The organism is Nannocystis bainbridge (assembly GCF_028368995.1).
Lineage (GTDB): Bacteria > Myxococcota_A > Polyangia > Nannocystales > Nannocystaceae > Nannocystis > Nannocystis bainbridge.
This window is the reverse complement of record NZ_JAQNDL010000003.1, coordinates 1,136,159-1,150,540: the sequence shown is the minus strand read 5'-3', so window position 1 is coordinate 1,150,540 and position 14,382 is coordinate 1,136,159. Positions and strand designations below refer to the sequence as shown.

11 protein-coding genes are annotated in these 14,382 nt (G+C 71.2%); 3 read left to right on the top strand and 8 right to left on the bottom strand.

Going from position 1 to position 14,382, the window contains the following annotated elements; genetic code table 11:
- Window positions 1-33: 33 nt before the first annotated feature.
- Window positions 34-1,893, top strand: coding sequence for a hypothetical protein (locus POL25_RS29865; RefSeq protein ID WP_272089648.1), 1,860 nt, complete (start codon window positions 34-36; stop codon window positions 1,891-1,893).
- A gap of 107 nt (window positions 1,894-2,000) precedes the next feature.
- On the opposite strand, the gene POL25_RS29860 is transcribed toward POL25_RS29865, so the two are convergent.
- The 3 genes from POL25_RS29860 to POL25_RS29850 form a co-directional block, all read right to left on the bottom strand.
- Window positions 2,001-3,563 (bottom strand): histone H1-like repetitive region-containing protein, encoded by a 1,563-nt coding sequence (locus tag POL25_RS29860; RefSeq protein ID WP_272089647.1) that lies wholly within the window; start codon window positions 3,561-3,563, stop codon window positions 2,001-2,003.
- Between the two features lie 242 nt (window positions 3,564-3,805).
- A complete protein-coding gene (locus tag POL25_RS29855) occupies window positions 3,806-5,317 on the bottom strand; it encodes a DUF6794 domain-containing protein (protein ID WP_308477914.1) in 1,512 nt (503 codons plus the stop codon).
- Between the two features lie 142 nt (window positions 5,318-5,459).
- Window positions 5,460-8,537 carry a serine/threonine-protein kinase gene (locus POL25_RS29850; protein WP_272089645.1) on the bottom strand — a complete coding sequence of 1,026 codons (3,078 nt, stop codon included), beginning with the start codon at window positions 8,535-8,537 and terminating at the stop codon, window positions 5,460-5,462.
- A 206-nt stretch (window positions 8,538-8,743) separates the two neighbouring features.
- Here POL25_RS29850 and POL25_RS29845 point away from each other — a divergent pair, with 206 nt between their 5' ends.
- Window positions 8,744-9,829 (top strand): ADYC domain-containing protein, encoded by a 1,086-nt coding sequence (locus POL25_RS29845; RefSeq protein ID WP_272089644.1) that lies wholly within the window; start codon window positions 8,744-8,746, stop codon window positions 9,827-9,829.
- A 372-nt stretch (window positions 9,830-10,201) separates the two neighbouring features.
- Window positions 10,202-10,963 carry a hypothetical protein gene (locus tag POL25_RS29840; protein WP_272089643.1) on the top strand — a complete coding sequence of 254 codons (762 nt, stop codon included), beginning with the start codon at window positions 10,202-10,204 and terminating at the stop codon, window positions 10,961-10,963.
- 127 nt (window positions 10,964-11,090) lie between these two features.
- Here POL25_RS29840 and POL25_RS29835 read toward each other — a convergent pair whose 3' ends face one another.
- The 5 genes from POL25_RS29835 to POL25_RS29815 form a co-directional block, all read right to left on the bottom strand.
- Complete coding sequence (locus tag POL25_RS29835) at window positions 11,091-11,849, bottom strand: hypothetical protein (protein WP_272089642.1); 759 nt, start codon at window positions 11,847-11,849, stop codon at window positions 11,091-11,093.
- Window positions 11,850-11,984: 135 nt separating this feature from the next.
- Entirely contained in the window at window positions 11,985-12,131 is a 147-nt protein-coding gene (locus POL25_RS29830; protein ID WP_272089641.1) for a hypothetical protein, read from the bottom strand.
- An 85-nt stretch (window positions 12,132-12,216) separates the two neighbouring features.
- Window positions 12,217-13,080 (bottom strand): serine protease, encoded by an 864-nt coding sequence (locus tag POL25_RS29825; RefSeq protein WP_272089640.1) that lies wholly within the window; start codon window positions 13,078-13,080, stop codon window positions 12,217-12,219.
- 8 nt (window positions 13,081-13,088) lie between these two features.
- Window positions 13,089-13,646 carry a dihydrofolate reductase family protein gene (locus POL25_RS29820; RefSeq protein WP_276594434.1) on the bottom strand — a complete coding sequence of 186 codons (558 nt, stop codon included), beginning with the start codon at window positions 13,644-13,646 and terminating at the stop codon, window positions 13,089-13,091.
- Between the two features lie 49 nt (window positions 13,647-13,695).
- Window positions 13,696-14,283, bottom strand: coding sequence for a VOC family protein (locus tag POL25_RS29815; protein ID WP_308477906.1), 588 nt, complete (start codon window positions 14,281-14,283; stop codon window positions 13,696-13,698).
- Window positions 14,284-14,382 lie beyond the last annotated feature (99 nt).

Below are 14,382 nucleotides of genomic sequence, written 5' to 3'. Positions count from 1 at the left end.
GATCGGCGCCCGGCGGGCTGGCATAATGCGCCGATGTCCGCCGGCCTCGCTCGCAGCGTCGCGCTCGCCCTCCTGTTCGCCTGCACGCCGGACGCACAGACGGAGCCCGCGGCTCAGGAGGCGAACCGTCAGACTCCGTCCGCGCCGGTGGCCGCGCCCGCTCCTGTTCCTGCAGTCCCGCCGCCGATCGTGCCGCTGCCGGAGCCCGATTTTGTCACCGCACCCGGTCACCTCGAGGGCGGCCACCTCTACGTCACGGTGCGCCCGCGGCGGCTGCAGGAGTTCGTGCGCGCGCTGCCGATCGCGGCCGAGCGCGCGGCGGTGGTGGCGATCCTGCAAGAAGAGCTGGGCCTCTCGTTGGGCTCGATCGAAGACCTCGGCCTCGATCCCGAGGCCGCGATGACTGCCACGCTGATGCGGCCGGTCGCGCCGCAGATGGCCGCGGTGCGCGAGCAGGTGCAGCAGATCGCGGCGGTGCAGGGGGGCGATCCGGCCGCGACTCCGCCGCTGTCGCCCGAGCTGCTGCGCGCTGCCGCGTCGCTGACGTATCACAATCGGCTCCACATCCCCGTGCGCGATCCGGAGGTCCTGCTGAAGATCGCACGCGAGCAGCAGCGCGCCGGTGGGCTGTGCCCGCGGCTGCCGCACGACGCCTGCCTGGCGTCCGAGCGCGCGACGGTGCTGCTGCGGCGCGACGACGGCGCCGTGGTCGTCGACGCCTTCCTGCAACCGTATCCCCACCCCGACGTCGGTGACGAGGACAGCCGCGCCGAGGCGGCGCTCGCTGCCCTGGAAGTCCGGCCGGCGAGGCACGCGGCGCTCGCCGTCCTCGCCGGCGATGTCGGCCTCTACATCCACGGCGCGACCATCCCGGCGCTCAGCGACATCTTCGAGCTCGGCGAACTCGTCGAGACTCTGGCCATCACCCCGAGCGGCCAGCGACGCGCGGTCATCGACGACGCGCTGGCGCATCAGGCTGCGGTGCTCCGGCTCCGCGACACGCGGCGGCTGTTCACTGGCCTCAGCGTCAGCGCCGCGCTCGACCCTTCGGACGTGCGAGTCGACCTGTCCTGGGAGCCAGCCGATCTCACGGCGGCGCAGCAAATGGAGCAGCTGTTCGCGCCGGCCGGTGGCGGCCTGCCGGGGCCGAGCCGCGCGGCGCTGTGCGACGGTGCGCTGCTGTGCTGGCAGCTGCCGCCGCTGCCGGCGCTGGCGGGCTTCGAGGGGCTCGGGCTCGGCGACTACGCCAGCCATGACACGCTCGGGCCGACGATCGCGGCCGGCGGTCAATTCGGGCTCACGGTCATCGCCGTCGAGACGTGGCCGAACCAGCTCGGCGCGTGGCAGCGGTGGAGCCGCGGCCACGGGCGCGACGCCGGTGTCGCCCGCACGCTGTTCGAGCTGGTCGGCGCGGTCCAGGGCGCCGGCGGGTCGATCCGCGCCGGCGGGGGCGACATCAAGCGAGCGAAGGTGATCTACGCCCGCCTGAATCGGCAGGAGCTCGGCCTGGTGCGCTCGTTCGCCAGCGTGGCGGGCGCCAAGTTCGAGGACCTCCCGGAGGGCGGCCTCCAACATCGACTGGCCGCCGCGGCCGGCCAGGACGGCATGACCGCCTTCCTCGCCAGCGAGCCCGACGAGCAGACCGGCTGGCTCATCGGCGCCGACCACCTCGATGGTGCGCGCTGGCTGCTGACCGCGGCGCCGCGCGAGTTCAACATCGCGCCGTCCTTCTTCGTCGGCTCCGACGACCTCGCCGGTCTGCTCGCCGAATACGGCCCGGCCGGCGCCGCCAACTTCGCGGCCTGGGCGACCGGCCGCAAGCTGACCGCCATCGTCGAGCTCAACCGCGCCCGGCCTCGCATCGAGATCGCCGTGACGCGCTCAGTTCCGTGAACGATGAGGCCTCGCGCGAGGCGGTTGCGCGATGGAAAGATGCGCGCGCGATGCTCGGCGCGCACGGCCCGGCGCAGCACGGCGCTCGCCATCGGCTCGGCGCTCGCCTACGTCTTCGCGGGCGTCTTCTTGGATGCGGCCTTCTTCGAGGCGGCCTTCTTCGAGGTTGCCTTCTTGGAGGTTGCCTTCTTCGAGGCGGCCTTCTTGAAGGCGGCCTTCTTGGGCGCGGCCTGCTTCGACGCCGCCGTCTTGGAGGCGGCCTTCTTCGTCGCGGCCTTCTTGGAGGTGGCCTCCTTGGAGGCGGCCTTCGTCGTCGCGGCCTTCTTCGCCGCGGCCTTCTTGGACACGGCTTTCTTCGAGGTGGCCTTCTTGGGCGCGGCCTTCGTCGTCGCGGCCTTCTTCGCCGCGGCCTTCTTGGACACGGCCTTCTTCGAGGTGGCCTTCTTGGGCGCGGCCTTCTTCGCCGCGGGAGCCTGCGCCGCTGCCTTCTCGCGCGTAATGCGGCCGTACTCCCCCCAGAAGTCGACGGGTGGCTTCACTGCGGCCGGCTTCTGCGCGGCCAGCCAATTGCGCAGCCGATCGGCGTCCGCTTTGTCCTGGATGAGCCCACAGAGCCTCGTGAGCGGCTCGACGAGCTTGCTCGGCTCGCGGGCGACCTGGATCGAGAGCGCGAGCTCGCGAAGCACCGCCTCGTGCTCGTCGAGATCCATGAAGGAGCGCTTCGCGTGGAGCACCGCGCCCGCCGTGCTCTCGGCCTCGCGCTCCGCGAGGAACAGGGCGTCGAGGCCGGCCAGCGCCGACGTGATCTCACCACGGCCAAAGCGCGCCGCCAGGCTCAAGCGCTCGGCGCGACGCGGGAGCTCGGGGTCGCGCTCGAACGGTCGCGCCTCCTCGGCCGTCGCCTCCGCCTCGGCCCACAGGCCCTCCTCGAGGCAGCGCGCCGCGTGCACGAGCAGCGCGCGGTGCAGCAGCGCCAGATCGTCGTGCGCGCGCAGGTCGATCAGCAAGGCACGCCCGTGCTCGACGACCTCCCGGTCCGGCCGTCGCTCGAGCGCGTCGAGGCGTACCGCGAGCACCGTCGGGTCGTCGGCGGGCAACGAGTCGAGGACGCCGTTGCGGACCCAGGTCGTGAGGTGCTCGCCGGAGCGCAGGCCCGAGTAGACGTACTCGGAGCGCATCCTGCCAGCGACATCACCTGCACGCTGCGACCACGCCGCGAGGTCGTCGCTCAATGCCACGAGCTCCTCGCAGAACGACGCGGGCGCCGCATCGCCGAGCACGCGCTTGGCGAGCCCCTCGAGCAGCGGCTCCCAGGCGTCCTCGTCACCGTCCCACAGGTCGTGCACCCGATCGAAGTCGGGGCTCAGCAGCTCCGGGTCGAAGAGGTCCGCGATGGCCACGTCGTGCTCTTCGACCAACGGGCGGATCGTCTCGTCGACGAAGAACCCGTACACGAGATCCTGATAGCTCGGCGACACGATCACACCCACCGCGCCCGCCCGCATGGCCGCGACGATCGCGTCCCGCCCGCTGTTGTCGTGCTCGCCGTCGTCGACGAAGCGCGCCGCACGGGCGCCATCACCACCGAGCGCGGTCACGAATCCGCGCGCCTCTGCCTCGCGCGCGATCGATGCGCCGCGGAAGTAGAGCACCACCGGTCCGGCGCGCATCCGGTCCGGGAGGGAGCGAGGGGGGCGGCGTTGCGGATTCGGCGTGGTCATGTCGAGGGTCGTGGGGGCGAGAGGGCATGATAACCGAGCCCGGTTCGAGCCGCTCGGGCGAAGAGAATCTCTCGTTGGGATCGGCGCGGCCGCGGCTCTTTCTCCGTGGAGCCGGCTTTACGTGGTCGCGGCGTCGCCGTGACGCGACGGTCACGACGCACGGAGCACCGGCCGTCCTGCGGCCGCTCGAATCATTGCAGTGAGTCGTCGCCGTACGCCAGCGCCCGCGCCGTGAAGCCTCCGTCGCCGTCGGGCCGCAGCAGTACGGGCGCGTATCCGCGTAGCCCCACGAGCAGTGAGCCGTCGGGGAAACGCGCCAGCCGGTGCGGCACGGATTCGTACACCCTCGGGTCGGGCACCACGAATCGCACCACCGGCGCGAGCCGCCCCTGGCGCACCACGGCGATGCCATGCATCCCGGCGAGCCAGAGCGCCTCGCCGTCGTCGAACACGGCCGTCGCGGGGATCAGCCGCGCCCGCGTCGACTCGGACCGCTCGGGAGCATTCACGTTGCCGTGGTCTGCGACCAGCGGGCCGTCGACGCTGCTCTTGACGATCGGCACCTGGGCCGTGGCCGGCTCGTGAAGCCTGACGAGGTTCTCGAGATCCTCGTAGTCGCTCATGGCGATCCACAGGCCGCCAGCGACAGCGGGCGCGAGATCGTGGACGTAGAGAGCCTGCGATCCGAATTGCTCCCGGCCCCACGTCCAGTAGAAGGAGTGGAGCTCCGGCGGATCCGAGAGGTCGAGCACGTGCGCATCCGAGGCCGCGACGCTCGGAAAGTACAAGCGACTTCCGAGGCCGCGCGGCGTGTCCCCGCCGAACGGCAGCGCCGTCAGAGCCTTCTCGTGACCGAAGGTCGTGGTACGCACGCCTGCGGCCCCGGGGCCGAAGACATGCACGGGCCGCCATCCGTCGCCCGCGCGGAAATATAGCGAATGTCGATCGAACAGGAACAGCTCGCCCGCGCTCGTGCCGAGTCGTAACGCGTCGGCGTCGATCGGGATCGACTTCGACGAATCATCGGAGTCGGCCAGGAGGCTCCACGCGTCCGCGGACCGACACAGCCACGTCGTGCGTCCTGCCAGCGTCACGACGTCGTGGACCTGCGGACAGCTCGCCCGCGCGGCCGGACGCAGCGACGTCGCGGGATCGGTGAGCTGGTACGCGTCGGCGTACCACTGGCCCTCGCGCTCGCCGCCGCCGGTGAACAGCACGAAGCCGGGACCGACACGCTCGATCTTCACGAGCAGCGTATCGACCTGGTGTCGCGGCAGCGCGATCGTCTGCACTTCGTGGTCCTCGTAGACCCAGCCGGCGCGAAGCTTTTCGAGCCGCGCCGCCCGCCGAGGCCCTTCCGCGAGCTCCGTTGCATAGAGCGCCTCCTGCTCGCGCTCGCCCTCCCTGACACGCTTCAGCAGCGCGGGCACGGCGAGCGGCTCGCCGCGGACGTGGCGTGCGTACGCCTCGAGCACGACCCCGGACATGTCCTCCGGGTGGTAGATCTTGCGGACCCGGAACCACCGCGCCAGCGCCGACTTTCCACTCCACAGGCCCCAGGTGCCTCGCAGCGCGGAGCCGAGGCCGAAGTGCATGTCTGTCGGCTCGAGGTCGCCGCTGCGGATCGCCGTGATCGTGGCCGGCTCGAGCTTGCGATCGAGGACCCGCAGCGCGTGCCGCAGCGTGAGGGGCGACGGTCGCATCCCGCCGCAGCCCACGATCACCAGCAGGCCGAGGAGCATCACCAGCAGTCTCGCGGGCCGCGGTCTCATCCCGGCGAGCGTAGGCCACTGCCGCGCGCGCCTCACCGGACCGGCTTCGGCGCCGTCCGCATCGGGCGCATGCTCATCGCGGCAGCGCTTCCACGCGAGCGCGGGCCTCCGCCTGCTCCGCCGCGAACATGGGGCCGCTGGCGACGAACGCCGCGAGCGCCTGCTCGGCGAACCCACGGGCCTCGTCGCCAGTGAGGGCGGCCGCGAGGGCGAGGCGGGTCTGCGCGAGCGGGCCGTGAGCAGGCTCGGCGAGCGCGGCGTAGATCGATTCGGCGCGGCGCAGCGGCGCGATAGCGTCACCCGGGCGGTCCTGCGCGAGCGCGAGTTCGCCGAGTCGGCGCTCGACGTCGGCGAGCTCGAAGCTGTCCGCCGGGACCATCGCTGCGTAGCCGGCCAGCGCCGCACGGAGCGACGCCTCGGCGGCCGGGAGCGCGCCGGCCCGTCGCTGCACCGCGCCGAGCGAGCGCTGCGCCCACGCGCACAGGACCACCTCGCGGAACCCCTCGGCGCCGTCGCAGCCGGCGACCGCCGGGGAGATGTGTGCGCTCGCCTCGGCGAGCTGTCCGAGCTCGCCGAGCGCGCTCCCGAAGTGCACCCGCGCCACCGTGAACCGGGGCGAATCGGCCCCGGACGCCTGCTCGATCGCCGCCAGCGCCGCGCCGTAGTAGCTGCGCACCGCCGCCTCGTCACCCGCCAGCGCGAGCGCCTGGCCGAGGCCGGCCAGCACCTGGTCGGCGCAGTCCGAATGCTCCGGGCAGGCCTGCAGCGCCGCCTCGTAGCTCGCCCGGGCCCGTGCGAGGTCGCGCTCGGCGAGCGCCAGGTCGCCCTGCAGCCGGTGCGCGAGGGCCCGCGCCTGCCCGCTCACGCCCGCCAGGCCCGGCGTGAGCGCGTCGAGCAGCGCCCGCGCCTCCGCCGGTCGGCCGACCGCGAGCAAGCCACGGACCAGCCCGAGCGCGTGGCGCAGGTGCACCGGGTGCCGCTCCCCGAGCAGCGCCCGCGACAGCGCGCTCGCGCGGCGCAGCAGCGGCACCGTCGCGCTGTGCCTGCCGCCGTCCTCGGCGAGCCTGCCGAGGTTGTAGAGCGTCTCGACGTGCTTGAGCGTGCGCTCCCGGCCGTGGCGCTCGCGCAGGTCGAGCGCCGCCTGGAACGCCTTCTGCGCGTCCTCCGAGGCCCCTGCCACGGCGTGCACGACCCCGATGTTGTTGAGGAACTCGCCGTACAGCTCGACGTCGTCGGCGACGCGGGCGTTGAGCGCGCGCACCAGCGACAGCTCGCCCTGCGCCGCGGTGGGCTGGCCCATCCGGGCCGCGCGCAGGAACACTCGCTTCGAGCTCGCCTGCGCGGCCACCGGCGCGTGGTCGAACTCCAGGGCGGTCCACAGCGCGCGGTCGAGGGCGGCGTCGGCCGGCGCGAGCTCGCCGGCCTCCATCTCGAGGCTGCCGAGGCGCAGCAGCGCCTCGGAGACCAGCGGCGGGTAGCCGAGCGCCTCGGCGTCCGCCAGCGTCGCGCGGGTCAGCTCGAGCCCTTGCGCGTAGCGGCCGGCGGTCTCCTGCGCCTCGGCGCGCGCCAGCGTCTCGCGTAGCCCTTGCACGCGCGCGCGCGTGTGCGGGTCGTCCGGCGGAGGGATCGCGGCGGTGAGCGCCGGAGCGTCGGCGCAGCGGTCGAGGGCCGGCAGCCTGGCGACGCTCTGCACCGCGGCGGGCAGGTCGGCCGCGTCGGTCGACGCCAGCGCTTCGACGACCCCGGAGAACCCGGCCCGCCGCTGGTCGAGGCAGGCCATGCGCAGGTCGAACAGGACGTCCGACTGCCGGCCGCTGGCGTGCGTGTGGCACGACTCCTCGCGCATCGCCGCCCACGCCGTCGCCCACGCGTCGAGCTGCGGCGCGACGGTCGCCCACGCCTCGGCCGCATAAGGGGTGGCGACCGCGAGCACGACGGCGCGGACCGTCTCGGCGCGCGCGGGGTCCCAGATCCCCGCGAGCTCGACCTGCGCGTCGGGACAGGTCGGCAGCGCCGGCGGGGCGAGCAGCGCCGACGTCGTGAAGCTCGCGGCGGCGACCAGCGAGGCGACCCCCGCGGCGGCGGCGATCCGGCGCCGGCGCCCGCCGACGACGCGCCCCAGCTCGGCGAGCAGCAGCTCCATCGTGGCGAACCGCTCGGCCGGCGCGACCGCCAGCCCGCGCCGGAGCGCCCCGAGCACGTGCGCCGGCACCGGGGTCCCCGGCGGCGGCTCGATGATCGCGCCGTGCAGCACGGCACGGCGCAGCGTCTGCATCGACTCGTCGGGGAACGGCAACTGGCCATAAAGGCCCTGATACAGCGATACGCAGAAGCTGAACTGATCGGTCGCCCCGGTGGTCGGCAAGGCCAGGTGCTGCTCCGGCGACATATACGCCGGCGTCCCCATGACCACGCCGGTGCGCGTCAAGGGCTGGATCAGGTGCCGGCCGGAGTCGTGGGTGCCCGAGCTCAGGCTCTGCAGCGCCTCGTCGTGCGTGAGGCCGTCGGTCGCGCGCGCGAGCCCGAAGTCGAGCACCTTGACCACGTCGTCGGCGGTGACGAGCACGTTCTGCGGCTTGAAGTCGCGGTGGATGATCCCCGCGCGGTGCGCTGCCGCCAGCCCCCGCCCGGCCTGCAGGTACGCCGCGAGCACCTCCTGCCACGGCCGCTCGACCTGTTCGGTCCAGACGTCGAGGCTGACGCCGCGGAGGAACTCCATCGCCACGAACACCTCGTCTTCGAGGACGCCGACCTCGAACACGGTGACGATGTTGGGGTGCGCGAGGCGGGCCATCGCCTGGGCCTCGCGCAGCAGGCGGACGCGGGCGAGGCCCGGGTCGCGCCCCGTGTCGTTGCGCAGGACCTTGAGCGCGACCTTGCGATCGAGGTGGTCGTCGTAACACGCATAGACGATCCCCATCGCTCCGCTGCCGAGCCGCTCGAGCACCGCGAACCGACCGATCTTGACCGGACCGACCCGCTTCGGGAACAGCCGCTGCTTGGCGAGCTGCTTGGAGTAGGCGTCCTCATCGACCGGCGGGCGGCGCAACGCCTCCGCGTGCGCGCCGGATTCGGTCGAGGCGTGGGCCGACACGCTGGCGAGCAGCGTCGCGCCGCTCGCGTCGTACTGGGGGTCGTCGGCCGTGGACACAGCGGGGAGAGCCGCGAGATTCTACTCGATGCCGCGCGGTCGATGCTCGTCGTCCGTGGCCGCGGTTTTCGCGCGCGCCGCCTCGTTTTTCGCCGCTCGCGCCCGCCGCGGGCGCAATTGCGGATTTTTTTGAGCGCCGGCAATTGAACCGCGGGCACCGGTCACTCGAAGGAGTGAGCGGTCACTCTGCGGCCGAAGTACATCCTATGTCTCGCGCTTTCATTCGTCGATTCACCATCGCTTGCCCCTTCCTGTTCACCCTCGCCGCGTGCGACGAAGACGCTCTGGCCATCGGCGACGACGGCGACGAGATCGAGTTCCGCACCTGTCCGCCGGCCTGCACGGGCGGCGATTGGGGCAACACCAGCTACGCCGGCGAGTGGTCGCTCGCCAACATCAACACCGGCTTCGGCGTACCGGCCGCCAATTCGCTCGACGGCGACGCGAGCACCGCGACGCTGACCAGCGCGCAGGGGTGGTTCCAGAACGGGTACCATACCGCGGGCCTGGTCGACGTGACCGCCGACGGCGAGCTGCGCCTCCACTACCAGGTCTGCTTCGGCAATGGCTGCGTCCTGTTCCCGCAGACCGGCGCGCAGGTCGTGGGCAGCAAGCTGTACTTCCAGCTGGGGGACGGGATGGAGACCGACACCTACTGGGTGCGGGTGCACGCTTACGAGACGAGGACGATCCACAACAAGACGGCGCACGTCTATACCTTGACCACCAACGCCCCGAACGGGACCCCGCAGCTCCCCGACGAGTCGCGCCCGCTGTGCTACGCCAACTCGGCCGGCGAAAACTCGGCCCGTTCGGTGTTCTTGCCCGGCGTGCAGCTCGACGCGGAGCTGCTGACGATCGACGCCGCGACCAACGGCGCCATCATCGCCTGCGAGACCGGCGCGGACGGCAAGATCGTGCTCGGCTTCGGCTATCATCCGACCGACCTGGCGACCTCCAATCGCTACACGGGGGCGCTCAAGATGACCACCGGCGACATTTGCGGGACCGGCCACGCATATACCTCCCCCGGCCGGCTGATCAACATCCAGGACAGCCTCGGCATCAACTCGTGGAGCAGCGGGTCGCTGACCGTGCGCGAGGGCGACTATGATCATACCGGGATGATCTGCCGCGGTACGGCCTTCCGCGGCCAGGACGGGGTCCAGCTCAACCAAATGCTCCTCCAGGCCCCGTGCCTGCAGGAGATGCCGTTCTGCGGCTCCACGTTGACCTCGCCGGGGGTCAAGACGGCGACGTTCGGCGTCAAGGTCGAGGGCGGGATCATGTGACAGCATCGACCTGCTGCGCGGCGTCGGCGGTCGTCGGGGAATTGGTGCAGCCCGTCGGCGACGTGCATCCACGGGTGCGCCAGTCGGGCGACGGCGTCGAGCGAGTCCGCCGGCACGACGACGCCGTCCGGGCGCATCGTGCCGCGCGGTTGGCCGCCGAAGCGGATCGTCGGGCTCGCGCCAGCGATCGCGGGTTCGACGCGGACCGCGGCGACCCACGAGCGTGCGCGCTCGGCGTGGGCGACGGTTCCCGCCGGACAGGACCGCGCCGGGACTGGCCACGCGCAGCAGCGCGACGAGGTGGCGGCTGTCCATCGCAATCGGCGGATGATACCGTGACGACGAGGTAGACCCTTGGAACCGTATCGCCCTTTGCGCCTCGTCTGGCCCCTCTCGGCCGCATTCGCGCTGTTCGCCTGCTCCGCGCGCGCCGATGTCATTCCCCGGCCGCCGGACGACTGCCCGCCCGGCAGCGAGGGGGGCGCCGGCCATTGCGGTGCGCATTGCTTCGCGCTGGCCTGCACGAGCGACGACGAGTGCCCCGACGGCACGACCTGCCAGCCGGCAAAGGCATGCATTGGGATCGTCAATTGTTTTCCCGAACCATCACCCGTGCACGGCGGCGCTTGCTCGCCCAGGGATACCTGCGGTGGCGTCGGCGAGACCTGCCAGACCATCGACCTGTGCCTGCCGGCCGGTGAGACGGCGTCCGGTGGGAGCGACACCGGGAGCACGAGCAGCGGGACGAGCAGCGGAAGCTCGGACAGCGGGAGCACGAGCAGCGGGAGCACGACCAGCGGGAGCACGACGAGCACGAGCACGACCACGGGGAGCACGACCAGCACGAGCAGTGGCACGAGCAGCGAAAGCACCAGCAGCACGAGCAGCAGCACGAGCAACGGCAGCACCGAGGCGACCCCGACGACCGGTGGCCAGCCGGGGACCACGGGCGGCAGCACGAGCAGCTCCACGGCCAGCGGCACGGGCAGCAACACGGGCGGCGGAGGCGGCGGCGACAAGGCCGGTTGTGCCGGCTGCGGCGTCGCGGAGGGGCCGCAGGGGGTCTTCGCGCTGCTCGTGATCGTCGGGGCTCGCAGGCGGAGGCCGCGTCGACCTGTCCCAAAAGTCATGTGAACCCACAGGCGCGAGCATGCGCGCACCTCGGGAGTCATCCCGCCTGGCGTCGAGCGCGTGCGAGGGCAAAACGCCAGCCGTCGACCTGTCCGGGTGGCTGCCTGGTGGTCGCGCCAGGCGGCTCGCATCAGCGACCGCGCTGGCGCGCGAACCAGGCCGGGACCGTCGTGCCCGGCGGGACGTCGTCGCCGTCGAAGGCGAAGCGCCCGGCGAGGTCGTCGGGCGTGAACTCGGGGCTCGACCACGTCGCGCCGAAGTCGCTCGTGCGGTAGGTGTAGCGCCCGGGGGCGGTGCCGCTGATCGGCGCCGCCGGGTCGTCGTCCCAGCGCATGACCAGCGCGCCGCGGCCGGCAGCGTCCATCTGCAACCCCTCGACGCCGGCCATGTAATACGGCTTGCGCAGGTGGCCGCGGAGCCTCCAGCTGCGCCCGCCGTCCTCGCTGGTGACGATCGGCAGCGTCCACGACGGACCCTCGACAGCCGAGTCCGCGACCAGCCAGATCCGCCGGCGATCGTGCGATGTCTCGACGACGATCCACCCCGTCTGCGCGAAGTCATCGATACCCTCGAGGTCGATCAGGTTCGGTCGCGCCTCGCTGGCCCGATCGAACCACACGATCGCGGGCCGGGTGGCGGTCGGCAGCGACGGGCCGTACGAGGCGAACACGACCCCGGGGAGCGCATCGGTCGGTCGCAGCGAATCGACGGCGATCCACGGCTGCAGCTCCTCGACGCTCGCGGGGCGGCTCACCAGGGCGACGTCGGCGGCGACGAACCATGGCTCGACGTCGGGTGGTGGAGGAATCGGCTGCGGCCCTCGCCCGGCGTCGACAGAAGGTTGCGTCGTACACGCCGCGAGGACGAGCGTCAGCAGGCATGCGCGCATGCGCGGACCGTATCGGGCCGCGCATCGCCGGTCAAACGGCGAGGAGGCTCCGCCGCCCGCGCACGGCGATGATGGAAGGCTCATCCGTGGGCATCACCGCGGCCAGCCATGCCGTCATGACCAGCCCGGGCCGAATCAGGTCGGACCGGGTACCCGCTCTGGCGTCAGCCCGGCGTCCTCGAGCAACTTCAGCTCTTCAGGCGTGCACGCGACGAACGCATACCAGAGGCCCTCGGTCACGAGCTCGTAGATCCGGCGTGGCCAGTTCGAGACTTGCGGCACACAGCCGGCCAACTGCTCGAGCGGCCACCGTACCACACCACGCCGCGAACCACGGCGCCTCAAGAGCCCAGAGTCGGTGAGGGCTCTACGAGCCCTTCTTGACCGCCTGGTGGCCGCAGTCCGTGGGTAGACCGGGCGATGCGGAGAGCGACTGTACCGTGCTCGTGATCCATCGGATGCCCGAGCTCACCCTGGCATAAATCCCCGGCATCCATGCGCCGTCGTCGCAGCCACCACCCCAGCTGGAGATGCCCGCGAGCATCCATGTGTCTTCCGCGTCCTTCCGCTTCATCACGAGCGGCGCGCCATCCTCGCGCAGGCAGGCGTCCTTTCCACCCGACCCGGCGGCCATCATGGTGTCGTCGATACGGCCGCGGTAGTGTGCGCGATCGTTGGCGACCGAGTTCGGGACGATGGGGACGGTCAATTGCAGCAGAGGCCGGTTGTTCCCGGTCCCTTGCTTCTCTCCCCAGAACAGAGCCTCGGCGGACTCGTCCGTGGGTACGTCGCCATCCGGCAGGCAAATCGGCGCTATCGAGTCGGAGAAGCCAAGGGGGTTGGCGAGCCTGATCAGCGCGAGGTCGTTCGAGTTGCTGTCGTCAAGATAATCGGGGTGAATCTTGATGGACTGCACGGCTGAAGGCACGTTTCGGCCGCCGAACAGGCCTGCGAAGATCTCATAATCACTCACCTTGTTCGAAAGTTCGAAGCAGTGTGCTGCCGTGATCACGATGTCGGCGGCCAGGAGAGAACCGCCGCAGAGGTGCATGCCGCGGTATTGCAGCGAGACGTACCAGGGTCCGACAGGAGGTTGTGCCTCTCCACCGACGATACTCTGTCGGCGGTCGCCGACCGCATCGACACGGCCCAGCGCTGGCTTACACCCACACAGGGCGAGGAGCCCCACCGCGGCGACGATCTTCTTCGTGAAACGCATCGCTTCGGTCACCGAGCCGGCTACCTTCTCGGCACATACCGCATCGCCACCGCCCCCGAGGCGAACTCCAGCCGGCTCACGAGCTGCAACTCGATGCGCTTCGACAGCCCCGCGAACAGCGTCGGGCCATGGCCCGCGAGCGCCGGCAGCATCACGAACTCGTACTCGTCGATCAAGCCCAGCTCCGCCAACGCCAGCGGGAGCTTCACGCCGCCCACGAACAGGCCCTTGCCCGGCTCCCGCTTGAGCTGCTGAACGGCCTCCGCCAGGTCCCCACGCACGAGCTCGGCGTTCCAATCGACCCGGTCCAGGGTGCTCGACACGACGTATTTCTTGGCCGCGTCGATCGTCCGGGCGAACGGTTCGGTCCAGGCGGGCATCGTCTCGGTCCGAGTCGACAACCGCCACGCGGCCTCCATCATTTCGTAGGTCACCCGGCCAAAGAGGAGGGCATCGGCCGCGGCGAGGTTCTCGGTCGCGTGACGATGCAGCTCTTGCAGTGCTTCGACCGGCATGTTTCCACGATGATCGCAGCACCCGTCCAGCGTGACGTTGATGGAATATCGAAGGGGTCGCATGTTGCAAGAGTACCGGCGATAGAGAAGATTCGCAACCACCGATCGCGGATCACCCCGCCGAAGGGTCCGTCCACACCACATTCCATCCGTGCCCGTCGAGGTCGTAGAACCCATGGTCGTACATGAAGCCGTGGTCCTCCGGCGGGCCCGCGGAGACGCCACCGTGCGCCACCGCCTTGGCGACGATCGCGTCGACGTCCGACCGGCTCGAAGCCGAGAACGCGAACAGGGCCTCCTCGTGCGTGCGCGTGTCGCAGAGCTCGCGCTTCGTGAAGCCGGCGAAGAACGACTGTGTCAGCAGCATCACGGACACACCCTCGCTCACGATCATGCAAGCGTTGTGGTCGCCCGCGAACTTCGGGTCGAACTCGAAGCCGAGCGCCGTGAAGAAGGCCACTGACTTCGGAAGGTCGCGGACGGGGAGGTTCACAAAGAATTTGCGGGTCATGTCGGTCTCCGGGGAGGCGGATCGCTCCGATCGCACAGACCGCCCGGTCCCGACGAATTCATCGGTCGATCGCGCGGGCGGACGCGAATTTTCGTATCCCTTCGGAATCGTTCGCTTCTTCGACCCGGATCGGGCAGCCGCGAAGCGCGGGGAGAGCGCGTCGGCCTCGAGCCGCGACGTCAGGGACACGATGCCCGAACCTCGATGCCGGGGGAGGGCGCCGACCGAACCTCGATGTCGAGACCCCAGCGGGCGATGGCTCCGCGGCGTGAGCGGCCAGTGAGATGT